This is a genomic window from Flavobacterium nitratireducens, from assembly GCF_029625335.1.
Taxonomy (GTDB): Bacteria; Bacteroidota; Bacteroidia; order Flavobacteriales; family Flavobacteriaceae; genus Flavobacterium; species Flavobacterium nitratireducens.
In genome coordinates this window covers 277191-296719 of the sequence record NZ_CP121111.1, presented here as the reverse complement: position 1 = coordinate 296719, position 19529 = coordinate 277191, and the positions used below count along the sequence as shown (strand labels likewise).

Here is a 19529-nt window from a genome sequence, read left to right as displayed (position 1 = left end):
GTAAAAGAGAACTAAATTTAATCCAATTTTATCCATTTAAAGTCACTAAAAAAACTATTTTTGATTTTTATAAAAACATATCATTTCATGAATCCTAAAAACCTTTTCTGCCTATTTCTTTCTGTTTTAGTACTAAATAATGGCTACAGCCAAGAACAAAAAAGTTTAAAACCTAAAAATGAATTCAGAGCTGTTTGGATTGCAACGGTAGCCAATATTGACTGGCCAGTTAAAAATACAGATTCGGTAGCCAAACAAAAAGCTGATTTTCTGGAAATTTTAGATACTTATAAAAAACTAAACTACAATGTGGTTATTGTACAAATACGAACATCAGGTGATGCTTTGTACCCAACCACACTAGCACCTTGGTCTAAATATTTAACGGGTAAACAAGGACAGGCTCCATCACCTTATTATGATCCTTTAGAATGGATGATTGAAGAAGCGCACAATCGAGGTTTTGAATTTCACGCTTGGTTCAATCCTTACCGAGCAACCATGGATTTAAATACAGCCGAGTTAAACAGAAATCATGATGTAATTAAACATCCGGAATGGATGATCAAATACAGTGATAAATACTATTACAACCCTGCACTACCTGAAGTTCAAAAACATTTAATAACAGTTATTGAAGAAGTTGTAGCCAATTATGATATTGACGCAGTACATTTTGATGATTATTTTTATCCGTACCGCATAAAAGGATTGGAATTTAACGATACAGCATCCTATAAAAAATATGGAAAAGGACTAAGTCGTGAAGATTGGCGTCGTGACAATGTGAACACCTATTTAAAAAACACTTACACCGCAATCAAAAATTTAAAACCTTGGGTTCAATTTGGTATTAGTCCGTTTGGTGTTTGGAGAAACAAATCAGTAGATCCAAAAGGTTCTGACACGCAGGCAGGACAAACCAATTATGATGATTTATATGCCGATCCAATGGCTTGGATGGAAGGCAATTATATCGATTATTTATTACCACAATTGTATTGGAGCATCGATCATCCTAAAGCATCTTATGCGAAGTTAGCCAAATGGTGGGCTGAAAATACTAATAACAACACCGCTTTATACATAGGAAACGGAAGCTACAAGATTAATAATGATTCGGATAAAAATTGGTCTAATCCTACTGAAATTCCTAACCAAATTGATTTAACACGTGGTTTTAATAATATTAACGGAAATGCTTTTTTTAGTGCCAAATGGTTTGTGAATAAAAACAATGCGGTTACCCAATTATTGAAGGACAATCAGTACCAATATCCAGCTTTGCCTTACGTAGTTCCAAATTCAAGAAAAGAAGTTTTGGATACGCCAATTATCACCAATATCAACAACCAAAGTCCTACTACAATTGTAACTTTGGATTTCCCTAAGCAAAGTAAAATTCGATATGTGATGGTATATGGTGCAACGCATAAAAACCAAATCGACATTACTAATCCAAGCCAAATTATTGATAAAATTCACGTAGCAAATAATAGTGACAATATTACCGTAGATATCCCCAAATTATACTTGGAAAAACACAATAATTGTGCGTTAACTTTTATTGATTATTTTGGAAATGAAAGCCAAGCCACTTTATTAAAAGCAAACAATAAAAACCTAAAAACAAATGAAGACAGATAATAACCCTTGGTATTGGATACCATTATTAAATTTTGCTTCTGGATTACCCTATGCTATTATTATTTCGGTTTCGGTAATCATGTACAAAAATCTAGGAATCTCCAATGAAGATATTGGTCTGTACACCAGCTGGCTCTATTTACCTTGGGTAATCAAACCACTATGGAGTCCGTTTATCGAATTGTATTCTACCAAAAGGAAATGGTTTTTAAGCATGCAACTGTTAATTTCGATTGCCTTTTTAATTGTTGGTTTTACTATTCCTACCAATCTATTTTTCATGATCAGTTTGGCTATTTTTTGGGTAGCTGCCTTTGCTTCGGCTTCCAATGACGTGGCTAGTGATGGTTTTTATCTTTTGGCTTTAACCAAAGACCAGCAATCTTTTTTCTTAGGAATCAGAAGTACTTTCTACCGTTTATCAATGCTTACCGGAAACGGATTAATAGTAATCATTGGAGGTTATTTGGAACAAGAATATGGCGATAACCAGAAAGCCTGGTCATATACCATGATTTTCGTGGGGTTATTAATGACCTTGATTACGGTTTATAACTTTTTTGCTACGCCAAAAACAGAAACTAACCAAAACAAACTATCCGAAAATTCAGAATCGAAAGCGAATTTCTTTAGTGTTTTTGCTAGCTTTTTTCAAAAGAAACAGATTGGTTTGATATTAGCTTTTATTTTACTATTCCGTTTGGGAGAATCACAATTATTAAAAATGTTGACTCCTTTCCTGATTGACGATATAAAAGTGGGCGGATTAGGGTTGACTACCCAAGATGTAGGTGTTATTTATGGAACTTTTGGTGTTTTGGCTCTAACTATTGGTGGAATTTTAGGGGGAATTGCCATTTCTAAAAATGGATTGGGCAAATGGATGCTCCCTATGATTTTAGCCATGCACTTGCCTATTATTGGCTTTATTTTACTAGCTCATTTTCACCCTGCTTCTGTTTACTATGTCTATATCACGGTTATTGCGGAACAATTTGGTTACGGTTTTGGATTTGCTGCTTTTATGATGTACTTGATTTATGTAGCAGAAGGCGAATCTAAAACTTCTCATTATGCGATTGCTACTGGTTTTATGGCTTTAGGAATGATGTTACCAGGAATGGCTAGTGGTTACATTCAGGAATATTTAGGTTATGGAAATTTCTTTATCTGGGTATTATTGGCTACGATTCCGGGAATTATTTTATCGCGCTTCTTGATTTATCCAAAGGATTTCGGGAAGAAAACGGAGTAACAATTTTTTAGGAACACAGATGAAACGGATGAAATAGATTTTCACAGATTTAAATTTTATATCCGTCTTATCCGCTAAATCTGCGTAATCTGCGTGGAATTAATTTAGTTCCTAAGCATACAATTAAATAAACGACAATGACACTCGAACAAAAAATAGGACAATTCTTTTTCCCTGCTGTTTTTATCAATGACAGCGAAGAAAACATCCAGGCAACCGAAGCTTTAATCAAAAAATACAACATCGGTGGATTGACTTTTTTCCATAGTCGTGCCAGTGCGGCAACCAACTATGAATCCAAGAAAAAAGTGGAATTCAATGATGATAGTTACCAACGATTGAAAGAATTGATTGTTCGTTATCAAAAATGTACTTCCACTCCCTTTTAATGAGTATTGATGCCGAATGGGGATTAGCCATGCGTGTGGAAAAAACACCACAATATCCTTATGCCATCACTTTGGGCGCTTTGCCTGATGATAAAAAAGACTTGGTTTACCAAGTTGGAAAACAAATTGCTTTGGATTTAAAATCGGTGGGAATTCATTATAATTTGGCTCCATTGGCCGACATTAATAACAATCCAAATAATCCTGTAATTGGTTATCGTTCTTTTGGTGAAAACAAAGAAAAAGTTGCCGATTTTGCGCTGGAATATTTACGCGGAATGAGTGATGCAGGCGTTTTGGGCTGTTTGAAACATTTTCCGGGGCACGGAAACACCAATGTCGATTCGCATTTAGGATTACCAATTCTGGAAGAAAACTTAGAACAGTTATTAGCTAACGAATTGTATCCGTTTATTAAAGGAATCGAAAATCAAGTCGATTCAATTATGATAGGGCATCTGGCTGTTCCTGCATTGAATGAAGGACTAAACACCTCTGCTACTCTTTCGAAAAACATTATTAAAAAATTACTGAGAGAGCAATTAGGATATGAAGGTTTGGTAATTTCGGATGCTTTGAACATGCATAGTGTTTCTAAATTATATGATGTAAAAGGTCAACTGGAATGGGAAGCTTTTAATGCCGGAAATGATGTATTGTGCTTTGCCGAAAATGTACCCGAAGGCATTCAGGCTATTTTAGAAAATGCCTCAGAAGAACGCATCAACGAAAGTTTCAACCGAATTTGGAAATGCAAGGAAAAAGTAGGTTTGTTTAATTTACAAACTAACCAAGAAAGCCAACTCGATTTTGAAAAAGCATCCGAATTAAATGCGCAAATAGCTGAATGTAGCATTACCAAAGTAATTGACAATAGTACTAATGTTACCTTAACCAAACCAAAAAAAGCAGTTCTTTCTATATACAAATCGGTAGAAAATGATTTTTCTAAATGCATTCAAACTGAAACAAGCTGCGCCGTTTTTGCAATTGAATCTGTAAATAACCTAGACTTTGTTTCATTAGAAAAAGAATTAAAAGCATTTGACCAACTTACTATTGCTTTATTTGTTCCTAAAGCCAAACCTTTGAATCGTTTTGAAATTGATGATGCTATTTTCGCATTTTTAGATAGATTATTAGCAGCACAAAAATGCGAGGTATATGTATTTGGAAATCCTTATGTTTTGCCTTTAATTCCTAATTTATCTAAGGCTTACAGCGTCATAGAAGTCTATCAGGATTTTAAAGAATTCCAAATTAATGCTGCACAACAATTTTTATCAAGAATGAATTGCATTGGAAAAACACCTGTACATATTGAAATTCAATAAGTTAAACAAAAACAATAAACAAATATTATTACTAAATAAGTTTTTATAATCAACCACTATTACTAAAAACTTCTTTAAACCCTTATTTTTGCATCATCAAATAATAACTTTAAAAACAAATAATATGTCATTAGTAGGAAAAAAATTCCCAAGTATTGCAGTAGACGCCATTTCTGAAATGGGTGATAACTTGAAAATCAACATTTTTGAAGAAGCAGTAAACAACAACAAAAAAGTACTTTTATTTTGGTACCCAAAAGATTTTACTTTTGTTTGTCCAACTGAATTACACGCTTTTCAAGCTGCTTTACCAGAATTTGAAAAAAGAAACACAATCGTAATTGGTGCTTCTTGTGATACTAACGAAGTACACTTTGCTTGGTTAAATACTCCAAAAAACAACGGTGGAATCGAAGGTGTTACTTACCCACTTTTAGCCGATACTACAAGAAATTTATCAGCTGCTTTAGGTATTTTAGATGCTGAGGCAGGTGTTTACAACGAAGATGCTGACACTTATTTAGTAGAAGGTTCTAACGTTACTTACAGAGCTACTTACTTAATCGACGAAACAGGAAAAATTTTCCACGAAAGTGTTAATGATATGCCATTAGGACGTAACGTAAACGAATATTTACGTTTAGTAGATGCGTATACTCACGTTCAAACAAAAGGTGAAGTTTGTCCTGCTAACTGGGAAGAAGGTAAAGAAGCTATGACTGCTGACAGAAATAGTACTGCTGCTTACTTAAGCGCTAACTAAGAAGTCAAATTTCCAAATATTAAAAATTCCAAATTCCAATTTTGGGATTTGGAGTTTTTCTAAAAAAATCATTAACATTCCAAAAATTAAAATGTACTGAATTCAATCGTAAGATTAGGAATTTGGGATTTACAGTTATTGGAATTTAAATCAAAAGATATGTTGATAGAATTAAACGAAGATACTTTGGCCAATTTGGTGGCTCAAAACGAGAAAGTAGTTGTTCAATTTTCAGCTTCATGGTGTGGTAATTGTCGAATTATGAAACCAAAATTCAAAAAATTAGCTACCGAAAATGAAGCTATGACTTTTGTTGTGGTTGATGCGGAAAATGCACCTGAATCAAGAAAATTAGCTAATGTGAGTAATTTGCCAACGTTTGCCACTTTTGTAAATGGAAATTTGGTAAACGAAACACAAACAAACAAGCAAGAAGTGTTAATTGATTTGGTAAACGAAATTGCTTAAAAGTTTATAGTTTGTTGTTTCTAGTTTATGGTTCACCCAAAAACTTCAACAACAAACCACTAACAATAAACCATAAACCTAAATGAAATTACCTGTAATCAAACAACTGACACAGTTTATTGAAGAAAACGATCAAGATTATATCATCGAAACTATTGAAGTATTAGAAGCATTAACAGAGGTTTCTTCACTTAAAGACGAAGAACTAGATGTTATTGGTGAATTAATTTCAAATATGTACGGTGCACTTGAAGTACACAAATTAATTAAAGACGGAACCGATAAAAAAGAAGCATTAAATACTTTTATGAAAAGAGTATTGGGTTCCATCGACAAATAATACATTTTAAACCCTAAAAAAAGCACTAAAATGCATCATTATTGATTGCATTTTTTTGCGTTTACCCCTATTTCTCCCATTTTCACTGCATTAAAAAACCTTCCTTCCTGATTTAAAATCTTTCATCAGAATCCCAATTCTTAAATAATTTTCATACTTTTGAACCTCATTAAAAAATTAATTATGGCTTCAATTACATTAGGAGGAAATCCAATAAACACTGCGGGTGAATTACCAAAAGTAGGTTCAAAATTGGCAGATTTTAAATTAGTAAAAAACGATCTTTCCGTAGCTTCTTTGAGCGATTTTAGTGGAAAAAAATTAGTTTTAAATATTTTCCCTAGTATTGATACAGGAACATGTGCTACTTCAGTAAGAAAATTTAATGAAACAGCAGCTAATTTAGAAAACACAGCTGTTTTATGTATTTCTAGAGATTTACCATTTGCTCAAAAACGTTTTTGTGGTGCAGAAGGAATTGAAAATGTAATCAATTTATCTGATTTTCAAGAAGGAAGTTTTGGTAAAGCTAATGGATTAGAAATTGTTGATGGTCCTCTAAAAGGTTTACATTCTAGAGTGTTAATTGTAGCTGATGCAGACGGTACAATTTTACACACTGAGCAAGTTGTTGAAATTGCTAACGAACCTAATTATGAAGCTGCATTAGCAGTACTTTAATTTTTAATTAATGGCTTTTCAAAAAGACAATACCTTTGTTTCTGGAAGGTTAAAAAGTGTTGGCTTCGCTGTAAGAGGTGCTTTAAAACTCATCTCCACTGAACATAGTGTAATGGTTCAAACCTCTCTAGGTGTTATTTTAACGATAACAGGATTTGTTATTGGATTAAACCAAACAGAGTGGTTATTTCAAACTTTTGCAATAGGTTTAGTACTAAGCATTGAAGGATTGAACACTGCAGTAGAAAAAATAGCCGATTTTATCCATCCCGATTACCACGAAAAAATTGGTTTCATAAAGGATATTGCTGCTGGTTCTGTATTTTTTGCAGCTATGACAGCAATTATTATTGGTTTAATCATATACGTACCTCACTTTATTTAAAAGATTAAGTTACATTATAGAATGGCAAAAACAACAAAAAAAGAGACTTTAGACGCTGAACAATAATTCTAAAACTAAAGTTTTTAAATCATGGGAAATGTCCAAGCAGCATAAAACTATTTTAGGTTGTTTACTCGTGCTTTTTTCTATTGCTTTATTAGTTGCTTTTGTCTCTTTCTATATTTATGGACAAGAAGATCAAAGTGCTGTTCTTGAACTATCGAACAGAACTGAAACAGTAAAAAATTGGCTAGGAAAGTTTGGTGCTTACCTAGCTAATTTAATCGTTTATCAAGGTTTTGGTTTAGCTTCTTTCCTTTTTGTTCGTTTATTATTTTTGAGCGGAATCTTCTTGATACTTGGATTATCTAGCCGAAAACTCAAAATCATCTGGTTTTGGGACTTATTTGTAATGATTAATGTATCAGTCCTGTTTGGTTTTTTTGCCACATCTTTACCTGAATTAGGAGGAACTATTGGCTACGAAATCAATATTTTACTTCAAGATTATATCGGGAAAACCGGAACACTTTTACTATTAATTTTTGGATTAGTAATTTATACCATTTTCAAACTAAAATTATCTCCCGAAAAGATTCAATCTTTTTTTGAAAGTAGTAAAAACGAAATCACACCAGAAAATAATATCGCTGCCCCTAAAATGGATGCGGCTTCCGCCTATAATTTAGAAGAATTTGCAATCACCGAAGAGGAAGAAGTACAAGAAGTTGTTGCCGAAAAAATTCCAGAATTTAAACCTTCTCAGTTTGAAATTAACAAAGAAGCTTTAAAACCAACTATCAATCACCCATCAGAAATTAATTTAGATCCAATATCTAAATCACCTACTGCTGAGAAAATCCCAGCTATTCCTGTTGCCATCAATGAAGAATTTGTGATTGAAGCAGCTTCTGAAGAAGAAGTCCTTGAAGAAAATCTTGCCGCTCGATTGGTTTCTGATTTTGGTTTATTTGACCCAACATTAGACTTGTCGAATTACAAATTCCCAACCATTGATTTACTAAAAGAGTACTCTACAGGTGGTATCACTATCAACCAAGAAGAATTAGAGGAAAACAAGAATAAAATTGTCGATACTCTTCGTAACTACAAAATTGAGATTGCTCAAATTAAGGCAACAGTAGGTCCATCGGTTACTTTATACGAAATTGTTCCTGAAGCTGGTATCCGAATTTCTAAGATTAAAAGTTTAGAAGACGATATCGCTTTATCACTTTCGGCTCTAGGAATCCGTATCATCGCTCCTATTCCAGGTAAAGGAACCATTGGTATTGAAGTACCAAATAAAAACCCAACAATGGTTTCGATGAAAAGTGTTATTGGCTCTACTAAATTTCAAGAAGCCGAAATGGAATTGCCTGTGGCACTTGGAAAAACCATTTCTAACGAAACTTTCGTTGTCGATTTGGCTAAAATGCCTCACCTTTTGATGGCGGGAGCAACTGGTCAAGGAAAATCAGTTGGTTTAAATGCTGTTTTGACTTCATTATTATACAAAAAACATCCAGCCGAAGTAAAATTTGTATTGGTTGACCCTAAAAAAGTAGAACTTACTTTATTTAACAAAATCGAAAGACATTATTTAGCAAAACTTCCTGATGTTGAAGATGCTATTATTACTGATAATGCCAAAGTAATCAATACATTGAATTCGCTTTGTGTGGAGATGGACAACCGTTATTCTTTATTAAAAGACGCTATGGTGCGTAACATTAAAGAATACAACGAAAAATTCAAATCGCGCAAATTAAATCCTGAAAACGGACACCGCTTTTTACCTTATATCATACTTGTAGTAGACGAGTTTGCCGACTTAATTATGACCGCTGGTAAAGAAGTAGAAGTTCCCATTGCTAGATTGGCGCAATTAGCCCGTGCAATTGGTATACACTTAATTATTGCTACTCAAAGACCGTCGGTAAACGTAATTACAGGTTTGATTAAAGCCAACTTCCCTGCTAGGATTGCCTTTAGAGTAACTTCTAAAATTGACTCCAGAACCATTTTAGATACGCAAGGTGCTGATCAATTAATAGGTCGTGGCGATTTATTATACACTAATGGAAATGATGTAGTACGTGTTCAATGTGCCTTTATCGACACACCTGAGGTAGAAAAAATCACCGATTTTATTGGTTCACAAAAAGCATATGCTACCGCCTACTTACTTCCTGAATATGTGGGAGAAGAAAATGGCATTAATCTTGATATAGATATTTCCGAAAGAGATTCTTTGTTTAGAGAAGCAGCAGAAATTATCGTAAACGCACAACAAGGATCGGCCTCTTTGCTACAGCGTAAACTTAAATTAGGTTATAATAGAGCCGGCCGACTAATTGATCAACTGGAAGCTGCTGGAATTGTAGGTCCTTTTGAAGGAAGTAAAGCACGTGCTGTTAATATCTCTGACATGCAAGCTCTTGATCAATTTTTTAATAATGAAGAAAACAATTAATACAATGAAAAAGCTTATTCAAATTACATTTTTTTTACTTATTTCTTTTACAAGCCAAGCACAAGACAAAAAAGCCAAAGCTCTTTTAGACCAAGTTACTGCCAAAGTAAAAAGCTACAACAATATTGTAATTGATTTTAAATACTCACTTAATAATAGTAAAGAAAATATCAATCAAGATAGCAAAGGAAATGTTACCCTAAAAGGAAATCAATATGTACTTAACTTTATGGGAATGACTAAAATATTTGACGGTAAAAAAACCTATACCATTGTTCCTGAAGACGAAGAAGTAAACATTTCATCTGTAAACGAAAATGATGACAATGCTGTGACTCCTTCTAAAATGCTTACTTTCTTTAATAGTGGTTACAAATATTCGATGGATATTTTACAAAATGTAAGAGGAAGAAAAATTCAATACATCAAATTAATTCCAATTAACGCTAAAGACCAAAGAAAAGAAATTCTTTTAGGTATTGATGTACAAACAAAACACATCTACAACTTAATCGAAACTGGAAAAAAAGGAACTAAAACCACTTTAACCGTTAATTCTTTTAAAACCAATCAACCTTTATCAAAAAATCAATTTACCTTTGTAGCTAATAAATACCCAAATTACTACATCAATAAATTAGATTAATACTTTACGTGAAAATTCTCGATAAATACTTATTAAAAACATACTTGATTACATTTGCTACGGTATTTGTAATCTTGTTTTTTATATTCATATTGCAAACTATTTGGCTATTTATAGCTGAACTAGCAGGGAAAGACTTAGATATCACGATGATTATCAAATTCTTGCTTTTCTCTATGCCTAGAATTGTTCCTTTAGTATTACCTCTTTCTGTACTACTATCGTCAATTATGACTTTTGGAAATCTTGCCGAGAATTATGAATTTGCTGCAATGAAATCCTCTGGAATCTCCTTGCAAAGAGCCATGAGAGGTCTTACTATTTTCATTATTTTCCTCAGTTTTGTTGCTTTCCTATTTGCTAATAATGTAATTCCTTATGCTGAATATAAGTTTATTAATTTCAGAAAAAACATAGCACAATTAAAACCTGCTATGGCAATAACCGAAGGACAATTTAGTGATGTAGGTTTTTACAATATTAGAGTTGATAAAAAATTAGGCGAAAACGGCAACATACTTAAAGGAATTACCATTCATAAAAAACCTGTGAGTGGTGAGGGTGGCAAAACCGTTATTAAAGCTAAAGATGGAGAATTGATTAGTAGTGAACAATCCAGTATTTTACAACTCGTTTTAAACAACGGTAATTACTACGAAGACATTACTCCTAGACAATTTAACGACAGAAAGAAATATCCTTTTGCCAAAAGTTCGTTTAAAAAATACACAATCAATATTGATTTGTCACAATTAAACGATATTGATGCCGACAAAGAAAAAGTTACGAATTCGAATACAATGCTTAATGTAAACGAATTAAATTATACCCTAGATTCTTTGAAAAAAGATTTCAAAACAGAAATTGCATCCTATTCTGAAAATATTAATCAAAGAACTATTATTCAAAATACTACTTTTAACAATCCTGGAAATATAGCAGCAGAGAAAAAGCAAAAAAAATTACCTTTTGATATTCTATCATTATACGATAATACTGCAAAAGTAAGTATTTTATCCAATGCCACTAATAATCTAAACAGTGTAGGTTACAGTATTGAAGGAAGTAAAACAAATCTAGAAGTGAAACAAAAAAACATCAACACACACTTATTGGCTTTATATGATAAGTTTGTTATTGCCTATGGTTGTATCATGATGTTTTTTATTGGAGCACCACTTGGAGCAATTATCAGAAAAGGAGGTCTTGGCTTACCTATTATTTTTGCGGTATTAATATTTATATCGTTTCACTTTATCAACACTTTTGGAAAAAGATTTGCTCAGGAAAATGGAATGACACCATTTATGGGCTCATGGATGTCTTCAATAATATTAACTCCACTAGCAATATTATTAACATACCGAGCTACAAATGACATTGGTTTAATAAACATGGATGTAATTTTAGCCCCTGTTCAAAAACTTTTTCAAAAAATCATCCCTAATAAAAATAAAAACACCTAAAATGGTAAAAGATAAAATAAAACTTAACACAATTGAAGAAGCAATTGAAGATATCCGTCAAGGAAAAATCATCTTAGTTGTTGATGATGAAAACAGAGAAAATGAAGGTGATTTTTTAGCCGCAGCAGAAAAAGCGACTCCTGAAATGATTAATTTCATGGCCACTCACGGTCGCGGATTAATTTGTGCTCCGTTAAGCGAAAGTCGTTGTAAAGAACTAGGTCTTCAAGTAATGGTTAGCAATAATACTGATCCTATGGAAACCGCATTTACAGTTTCGGTAGATTTAAGAGGAAACGGAGTAACAACGGGAATTTCGGCATCGGATAGAGCTAAAACAATTTTAGCATTAACAAATCCTGCTACTAAACCCCATGATTTAGCTAGACCTGGACATATCTTTCCTCTAATTGCTAAAGAAGGTGGTGTTTTAAGAAGAACTGGTCATACTGAAGCTGCAATAGACTTCGCAAGATTAGCTGGGTTTAAACCTGCTGGAGTTATTGTTGAAGTAATGAATGAAGATGGCACAATGGCAAGGTTACCTCAATTGGTCAAAATTGCTAAAAAATTCGATATGAAAATTGTTTCTATAGAAGCGCTTGTTGCCTATCGAATGCAACACGATAGTATCATCGTTAAAAAAGAAGATTTTGATATCAACACTCGTTTTGGAACATACCGATTGAGAGCCTACGAACAAATAACCAATAAACAAATCCATATTGCTCTAACAAAAGGGAACTGGAATCTTGGTGAACCTATTCTAACAAGAATCCATTCGTCACAAGTAAACAATGACTTATTAGGAACCTTAACTAATAATGTTGACCAGCAATTGGATTCAATGTTTAAAATTATCAATGAAAATGGACGCGGGGCGGTAATATTTATCAATCAGGATATGACGGCAGTAAACTTACTTAATCGCATTACTGAGTTAAAAGAATTACAAGCCCAAGGAACTATGAAAGCACCTAAAGTAGTCATAGACACTAAGGATTATGGTATTGGAGCTCAAATTTTACATGATCTCGACATTTCAAAAATCCGTTTAGTATCTAACTCTGCACAAACAAAAAGAGTGGGAATGATAGGTTATGGACTTGAAATTACAGAATATATCAATTATTAGTTCTGGATTATCGTAAGTTTCTATCTAGAAAAACACCTTATTTAAAAAAATAAAAAAACATTTTATTTTTTCTTGATGTTATATTTTTTTATCGGGAAAAACATTCTATATTTGCACTCGCAATCGCAAAACGATTGTGCCTTATTGGAGAAATGGCAGAGCGGTCGAATGCGGCAGTCTTGAAAACTGTTGACTGTAACAGGTCCGGGGGTTCGAATCCCTCTTTCTCCGCCAGTAGAAATACAAATTGAATTAAAACCCTTTGAATCGTATGATTTAAAGGGTTTTTTCTTTTCCCATACAATCAAATTATTCATTAATGCGTGAACTGAAAGGGATAAAATCGGTTACCCTAAACTATCCGAAATTAGGGTAACCGATTTTTATCTCAACCTAGCATTCACAAGGCATTACAACCAGTTCAACGACCAGTTTAAAAATTGTACATCTTGTGTGTTAGTCTTATTAGAATTAAATTTAATAATAACTAAAAGGTTACCACGATGAAAACAAAAGTATCTATTCTCTTTTACGCAAAGAGAGCCAAAGCCAGTGTAAACGGTTTAATACCCATCTACACACGTATTACAATCAATGGAAAAAGAATTGAATTGAGTTCAAACCGATTTGTAGAAATATCCAAATGGTCTACAGAATCAGGCAAAATGAAAGGCAACTCAGAAGAAGCTCGTTCAATAAATAGCCATCTGGATATGTTGAAAATTCAAATTATAGATATTCAAATGGAATTAGTACACAAAAAAATTCCAGTAACAGCCGAAACACTCAAAAGCAAAATACTAGGAGTTGATGAAAGAGCAAGAATGCTAATTCCTATCTTTCAAGACCACAATAACAAAATAAAGGAACTCGTTGGCAAAGAATACGCTCCAGGAACATTAGAACGCTACACTACTTCACTCAAGCATACTATTGAGTTTATGCAATGGAAATACAACGTTTCAGATATTGATATTACAAAGATTGACCACGCCTTTGTTACGGATTACGAGTTTTGGTTACGAAGCGTTAGAAATTGTGCTAACAATACAGCTGTTAAATACCTAAAAAACTTCAATAAAATTATCAAGCTTTGCTTGGCCAATGACTGGTTAGAAAAAAATCCTTTTGCCAACTACAAATCAAAAGTTAAAGAAGTTGAACGAGTTTATTTGACCGAAGCTGAAATTCAAAGCATAATTGAAAAAGATTTCAAAACAGAAAGACTTTCGCTAGTTCGCGATATCTTCCTTTTTAGCTGCTTTACAGGTTTGGCATACATTGATGTCAAAAACCTAACAAAATCACATATAAGCTTCGGTATTGATGGCGAGAAATGGATATTCACTCACAGACAAAAAACAGAAAGTGCTTCCAAAATCCCAATCCTTCCAGTTACACAAATGATAATCGATAAATATGAAAATCATCCACAATGTAACAACGAGGATAAACTACTACCTATTCTATCAAACCAAAAAATGAACGCTTATTTAAAAGAAATAGCTGGAGTTTGTGAAATTGAAAAAGAACTTACATTTCACATTGCTAGACATACTTTTGCAACAACAGTAACACTTACTAATGGAGTTCCTATCGAAAGCGTAAGTAAAATGCTAGGTCATAAAAACTTGAGAACTACTCAACATTATGCTAAAGTGCTGGACAGAAAAGTGAGTGAAGATATGAAAATATTAAAAAATAAATTTGTGGGAAATATAAAGGCACCTAAAAAAAATGTAATATAAGAATTTGTTTTAAAACTATTTTTATCTTTGTATTCGTGAAACTCTTAAACTACATATTATCAATCTATCTAATTGCACTATCATGCTTGCCTTGTGCAGATATGGAAGTAAATAGCGCGGCACACAAAGTAGTTGAAATTTCATCTAATCACGATGAAAAATCACACAACCATGATAAAGAAAACGATTTGTGTTCACCTTTTTGTAGTTGTAATTGTTGTGGCTCACAAATAGTAAGTTATTTTAAAGTGTTAAGTTTTAATTTTGCAGTAGTTTCAAAAACAATCAAAACCCAATTACCGTCTTACACCTCTAAATTTGCTTCCAATTTCTACGGAAGTATTTGGCAACCACCTCAAATAGCATAGTGATACCCGAGTAATTTCGGGTTAGAAAGTTGTGACATTTTCACAAATAATAGCAAAAGTAATTTTGCTAATCTTCCAATTCATTATACTATTTTCAATGTTAGACAAAATCATACAGTTCAGTATTAAGAACAAGTTTATAATACTATTATTTACTTTAGTTCTAGTAGCTTGGGGAAGCTATTCTATCAAACAATTACCTCTTGATGCGTTACCAGATGTAACAAACAATCAAGTACAAATAATTACGACTGCACCTACTTTAGCTAGTCAAGAAGTCGAGCAGTTAATTACTTATCCGTTAGAGCAATCGGTAAAAACCATACCAAAAGTAATCGAGTTACGAAGTATTTCTCGTTTCGGACTTTCAGTAGTAACCGTTGTTTTTAAAGACGATGTAGATATTTATTGGGCTAGAGAACAAATATTTCAACGCCTTAGTCAAGCCAATGAAAATATTCCTGCTTATGCGGGTTCTCCAGAGTTAGCACCAATATCAACAGGATTAGGCGAGATTTATCAGTATGATGTCTATGCTAAAAAAGGATATGAAGACAAATATGATGCTGTAAAATTACGAACCATTCAAGATTGGATTATTATTCCACAATTACAAGGTGTTGAAGGCGTTGCCGAAGTTAGTACTTGGGGTGGAAAACTAAAACAATATGAAATCGCAGTTAATCCAAATACATTGAATAGTTTGGGAGTAACCATTACAGAAATTTTTGAAGCGTTAGAGAAAAACAATCAAAATACAGGAGGGGCTTATATTGAGAAAGACCAATATTCATATTTTATTCGTGGTGTTGGTATGGCAACTGGTATCAAAGATTTAGAGAATGTTGTGGTTACTAACAAAAATGGTTCGCCAATTTTAGTTCGAAATGTAGCAGAAGTCCGCGAAGGTGTAGCATTACGTTATGGTGCTTCTACCAAAGATGGAAAAGGTGAAATAGTTTGCGGAATGGCACTTATGCTCAAAGGAGAAAATTCAAGTGCTGTTGTCGATAGAATCAAAGAAAAAATGATTCAGATAAACAAAAGCCTGCCTGAAGGTGTTGTCGCCGAAGCCTTTATCGACAGAGGAAAATTAGTCGAAAATGCTATTGGTACAGTTACTAAAAACTTATTGGAAGGAGCATTAATAGTAATTTTTGTATTGATTTTATTTCTCGGGAATCTTCGTGCTGGGCTAATTGTCGCTTCCGTTATTCCGTTGGCGATGCTTTTTGCAGTTATCCTAATGAATTATTTTGGAGTAAGTGGAAATCTAATGAGTTTAGGAGCAATCGATTTTGGAATTATTGTTGATGGTGCCGTAATTATTGTTGAAGCCACAATGCATCATTTGCAAAAGCTCAAAAGAAAAAAGGATTTAACCCAATCTGAAATGGATAAAGAAGTATATCAATCGGCTTCAAAAATTAGAAATAGTGCTGCTTTTGGAGAAATAATTATTCTGATTGTTTATCTGCCAATATTAGCATTAGTGGGTACCGAAGGAAAAATGTTCAAACCAATGGCTATGACAGTTGGTTTTGCTGTAATTGCAGCATTTATACTTTCGTTGACTTATGTGCCGATGATGAGCGCGATGTTTTTATCTAAAAACACCGAACACAAATCCAATTTTAGTGATAGAATGATGGCTTGGTTCGAAGGAATATACACTCCATTTTTAGAAAAAACCTTGCGTTTGAAAAAAGCCGTTTTAGCAATTTCATTAGGATTATTTGTATTAGCAATAGTTATTTTCCAAAATATGGGTGGCGAATTTATTCCAACCATTGAGGAAGGAGATTTAGCTCTTAATGCTACCATTATGACAGGAAGCTCGCTTTCGCAAATGGTAAAAACAACCACAGAATACGAAAAAATCCTAAAAGCAAAATTCCCAGAAATAAAAACTATTGTTGCCAAAATTGGTAGTGGTGAAATTCCAACCGATCCCATGCCTATTGAAAGTGGTGATTTAATTATCGTACTAAAAGACAAAAAAGAATGGACAGGCAAATATGAAAATTGGGAAGATTTAGCCAATGCAATGAAAGAAGAAATGGAAGCCATTCCAGGTGCCAATATCGAAATTTCACAGCCTATTCAAATGCGATTCAACGAATTAATGACGGGAAGCCGAAGTGATATTGCCATTAAAATATTTGGAGACGATTTAGAAGTTTTGGATGCCAAAGCAAAGGAATTGATTTCGAAAGTAAAAGGCATTGAAGGTATTGGCGATTTAAAAGCGGAAAAAGTAACAGGTTTACCGCAAATTACTGTAAAATACGATTACAATAAAATTGCCTTATATGGTTTGAATATTACAGATATTAACCAAATCATCCGTTCCTCATTTGCAGGAGAAAGTGCCGGTAAAATTTACGAACAAAGCAAAAGATTTGACGTAGTAGTTCGAATGGATTCCGCTAGTAGAACAGATATTACCGATGTGAGTAATTTATTTGTTCCCTTGCCAAATGGACAGCAAGTACCACTTTCACAAGTAGCAACTGTTTCTTATGAACAGGGTCCTGTTCAGGTTTCGCGTGAAGATGGAAAGCGCAGAATAACAGTTGGGTTAAACGTTCGTGGAAGAGACATAAAAAGTGTTGTCGAAGAAATTCAACAAAAATTAGACAAAAATTTTAAACTTCCTGCGGGTTATTATGTAACCTACGGTGGACAATTTGAAAACTTGATTGAAGCTTCCAAAAGACTTTCTATAGCTGTACCTATCGCATTAGGTTTAATAATGGTTTTATTGTTTTTTACATTCAATAGTATGAAGCAGGCAGGATTAATATTTACAGCTATTCCATTATCTGCTATTGGTGGTGTTTTTGCTTTGTGGGTGCGAGGAATGCCTTTTAGTATTTCGGCAGGAATTGGATTTATAGCCTTGTTTGGAATTGCAGTATTGAATGGGATTGTATTGATATCGTATTTCAATCAGCTAAAAGCTGAAGGAATAACAGATCCACTGCAAAGGGTTCTAATTGGCACAAAAACACGTTTGCGTCCGGTTTTAATGACAGCCTCAGTAGCTTCTTTAGGATTTATGCCAATGGCATTATCAACAAGTGGCGGTGCGGAAGTACAAAAGCCATTGGCAACTGTAGTTATTGGCGGATTAATATCAGCCACATTACTAACATTAATCGTTTTGCCTATACTGTATTTACTATTCGAAAAAGGAATTAAAGGAAGAAAAAAAATCAAAACAACATTTGTTACCTCAATTGTTTTATTGATAAGTAGTTTTTCTTTTGCTCAAAATAGTCAGCCTGTTACATTACAAAAAGCAATCGAAATGGCAAAAACCAATAACATTGATTTAAAAATTGCCGATAAAGAAATTGAAAAACAAACGGTGCTGAAAAAGACAGCATTTCAAGCCGATCCTTTGCAAGTACAATACCAAGGAGGGCAATTCAATAGTGCCGATTATGATCATAATGTTTCAGTACAGCAATATTTCCCAATTGGAAGAATTACAAAAGCCAACCGACAATTACAGGAAGAATTGGTAAAATTATCCGAAAAGCGAAAAGCATTATCAGAATATGAGATTGAAAAAGCAGTAACAATTGCCTACTATCAATATTTGTATGGTATTTCTATTCAAAAATTAAATGCCGATTTATTAGCCATTTATTCGAAATTTCTTAAAAATGCCGAACTTCGTTTTGAAACGGGCGAGAGTGGAAAAATTGAAGTAATCAGTGCCAAAGCAAAATCAAAAGAAATTGAAACCCAACAAGCTCAACTCGAATTTGATTTGGCTATTTATCAAAAGCAATTACAGTTTTTTATTCAAACCGAAGAGAATATTGTACCAGATAGTTCAACACCAATGCAGTTTTCAATTCAAAAGGATGAAAACCAATCAAAAGTAGAAACTTTGGTAACGGATTATTACACACAACAAATTTCAGTCTATGAAAAAGAAGCCAATACTTTTAAAGCGTTGCGAACACCAAGATTAGGATTAGGTTATTTTGCACAAACCATTGATACTAAAGCCTATTTTCAGGGATTTACTGCAGGTTTACAAATTCCTTTATTTGGAGGTGTAAATTCGGCTAAAGCTAAAGCATCGGCCATCAGTATTTCACAATCCCAATTAGAATTAGACAAAAATAAATTGGCTTTGAAATTGAAAATGCAGGAATTGAAAAATGATTTCGAAAAACAGCAAAAAGCATTAGAATATTATCAAAAGGAAGGTTTGCAGTATGCAGAACAAATAATTGCAACAGCTCAAAAAAGCTATGCTAACGGCGATATGAGTTATTGGTCCTACATCAGTTTTTTGAATCAGGCTATCGACATCAAAAAACAAAATGCCGAAGCAACCAATTTGTACAATCAAAGTGCTATTCAATTGCAATTCCCATCCATTTCTAACAATTAAAATTTTCAATA

Annotated in this window: 15 protein-coding genes, 1 tRNA gene and 1 pseudogene; all 17 read left to right on the top strand. The window is 33.4% G+C overall.

Annotation, left to right across the window (positions count from 1 at the left end; all coding sequences use genetic code 11):
* The first annotated feature begins 87 nt into the window (after positions 1-87).
* The 17 genes and pseudogenes from P5P90_RS01430 to P5P90_RS01355 all read left to right on the top strand — a co-directional run bounded on the left by P5P90_RS01430 (position 88) and on the right by P5P90_RS01355 (position 19518).
* On the top strand, positions 88-1647 hold the full coding sequence (locus P5P90_RS01430; protein ID WP_278035474.1) for a glycoside hydrolase family 10-like protein: 1560 nt from the start codon (positions 88-90) through the stop codon (positions 1645-1647).
* Positions 1634-2902: an MFS transporter gene (locus P5P90_RS01425; RefSeq protein ID WP_278035473.1), complete on the top strand. Its 1269-nt coding sequence runs from the start codon at positions 1634-1636 to the stop codon at positions 2900-2902. Before P5P90_RS01430 ends, P5P90_RS01425 begins: the two co-directional genes overlap by 14 nt.
* 137 nt (positions 2903-3039) lie before the next feature.
* The gene (locus tag P5P90_RS14090; protein ID WP_340696425.1) at positions 3040-3291 is read left to right on the top strand and encodes a hypothetical protein; all 252 of its coding nucleotides are present in this window, start codon (positions 3040-3042) and stop codon (positions 3289-3291) included.
* On the top strand, positions 3270-4625 hold the full coding sequence (locus P5P90_RS01420) for a glycoside hydrolase family 3 protein (RefSeq protein WP_340696424.1): 1356 nt from the start codon (positions 3270-3272) through the stop codon (positions 4623-4625). The genes P5P90_RS14090 and P5P90_RS01420 overlap by 22 nt, the downstream gene beginning before the upstream one ends.
* A 124-nt stretch (positions 4626-4749) precedes the next feature.
* Positions 4750-5388, top strand: a complete 639-nt coding sequence (locus P5P90_RS01415) for a peroxiredoxin (RefSeq protein ID WP_278035472.1) — start codon at positions 4750-4752, stop codon at positions 5386-5388.
* 159 nt (positions 5389-5547) lie between these two features.
* Positions 5548-5856 carry a thioredoxin family protein gene (locus tag P5P90_RS01410; protein WP_278035471.1) on the top strand — a complete coding sequence of 103 codons (309 nt, stop codon included), beginning with the start codon at positions 5548-5550 and terminating at the stop codon, positions 5854-5856.
* 82 nt (positions 5857-5938) lie between these two features.
* The gene (locus P5P90_RS01405; RefSeq protein ID WP_278035470.1) at positions 5939-6196 is read left to right on the top strand and encodes a DUF6952 family protein; all 258 of its coding nucleotides are present in this window, start codon (positions 5939-5941) and stop codon (positions 6194-6196) included.
* A gap of 183 nt (positions 6197-6379) precedes the next feature.
* A complete protein-coding gene (gene tpx, locus P5P90_RS01400) occupies positions 6380-6877 on the top strand; it encodes a thiol peroxidase (protein ID WP_278035469.1) in 498 nt (165 codons plus the stop codon).
* 10 nt (positions 6878-6887) lie between these two features.
* Positions 6888-7262, top strand: coding sequence for a diacylglycerol kinase (locus tag P5P90_RS01395; protein ID WP_278035468.1), 375 nt, complete (start codon positions 6888-6890; stop codon positions 7260-7262).
* 21 nt (positions 7263-7283) lie between these two features.
* Positions 7284-9738 (top strand): annotated as a pseudogene (locus P5P90_RS01390) (DNA translocase FtsK).
* 4 nt (positions 9739-9742) lie between these two features.
* Complete coding sequence (gene lolA1, locus P5P90_RS01385) at positions 9743-10384, top strand: outer membrane lipoprotein periplasmic chaperone LolA1 (protein WP_278035466.1); 642 nt, start codon at positions 9743-9745, stop codon at positions 10382-10384.
* 8 nt (positions 10385-10392) lie between these two features.
* Positions 10393-11850 carry an LptF/LptG family permease gene (locus P5P90_RS01380; protein WP_278035465.1) on the top strand — a complete coding sequence of 486 codons (1458 nt, stop codon included), beginning with the start codon at positions 10393-10395 and terminating at the stop codon, positions 11848-11850.
* 1 nt (position 11851) lies between these two features.
* The gene (gene ribB, locus P5P90_RS01375; RefSeq protein WP_278035464.1) at positions 11852-12985 is read left to right on the top strand and encodes a 3,4-dihydroxy-2-butanone-4-phosphate synthase; all 1134 of its coding nucleotides are present in this window, start codon (positions 11852-11854) and stop codon (positions 12983-12985) included.
* Positions 12986-13131: 146 nt separating this feature from the next.
* Positions 13132-13219: transfer RNA gene (locus P5P90_RS01370), tRNA-Ser, on the top strand.
* A 269-nt stretch (positions 13220-13488) separates the two neighbouring features.
* The gene (locus P5P90_RS01365; RefSeq protein ID WP_278035463.1) at positions 13489-14733 is read left to right on the top strand and encodes a site-specific integrase; all 1245 of its coding nucleotides are present in this window, start codon (positions 13489-13491) and stop codon (positions 14731-14733) included.
* A gap of 35 nt (positions 14734-14768) precedes the next feature.
* A complete protein-coding gene (locus P5P90_RS01360) occupies positions 14769-15101 on the top strand; it encodes a DUF6660 family protein (RefSeq protein ID WP_340696423.1) in 333 nt (110 codons plus the stop codon).
* Between the two features lie 97 nt (positions 15102-15198).
* Positions 15199-19518: a CusA/CzcA family heavy metal efflux RND transporter gene (locus tag P5P90_RS01355; protein ID WP_278035461.1), complete on the top strand. Its 4320-nt coding sequence runs from the start codon at positions 15199-15201 to the stop codon at positions 19516-19518.
* The last annotated feature ends 11 nt before the right edge of the window (positions 19519-19529 follow it).

Coding starts and splice junctions, on each gene's coding strand:
- P5P90_RS01430 (WP_278035474.1), top strand. CDS start 88: ATGAATCCTAAAAACCTTTTCTGCCTATTTCTTTCTGTTTTAGTACTA.
- P5P90_RS01425 (WP_278035473.1), top strand. CDS start 1,634: ATGAAGACAGATAATAACCCTTGGTATTGGATACCATTATTAAATTTT.
- P5P90_RS14090 (WP_340696425.1), top strand. CDS start 3,040: ATGACACTCGAACAAAAAATAGGACAATTCTTTTTCCCTGCTGTTTTT.
- P5P90_RS01420 (WP_340696424.1), top strand. CDS start 3,270: ATGTACTTCCACTCCCTTTTAATGAGTATTGATGCCGAATGGGGATTA.
- P5P90_RS01415 (WP_278035472.1), top strand. CDS start 4,750: ATGTCATTAGTAGGAAAAAAATTCCCAAGTATTGCAGTAGACGCCATT.
- P5P90_RS01410 (WP_278035471.1), top strand. CDS start 5,548: ATGTTGATAGAATTAAACGAAGATACTTTGGCCAATTTGGTGGCTCAA.
- P5P90_RS01405 (WP_278035470.1), top strand. CDS start 5,939: ATGAAATTACCTGTAATCAAACAACTGACACAGTTTATTGAAGAAAAC.
- tpx (WP_278035469.1), top strand. CDS start 6,380: ATGGCTTCAATTACATTAGGAGGAAATCCAATAAACACTGCGGGTGAA.
- P5P90_RS01395 (WP_278035468.1), top strand. CDS start 6,888: ATGGCTTTTCAAAAAGACAATACCTTTGTTTCTGGAAGGTTAAAAAGT.
- lolA1 (WP_278035466.1), top strand. CDS start 9,743: ATGAAAAAGCTTATTCAAATTACATTTTTTTTACTTATTTCTTTTACA.
- ribB (WP_278035464.1), top strand. CDS start 11,852: ATGGTAAAAGATAAAATAAAACTTAACACAATTGAAGAAGCAATTGAA.
- P5P90_RS01365 (WP_278035463.1), top strand. CDS start 13,489: ATGAAAACAAAAGTATCTATTCTCTTTTACGCAAAGAGAGCCAAAGCC.
- P5P90_RS01355 (WP_278035461.1), top strand. CDS start 15,199: ATGTTAGACAAAATCATACAGTTCAGTATTAAGAACAAGTTTATAATA.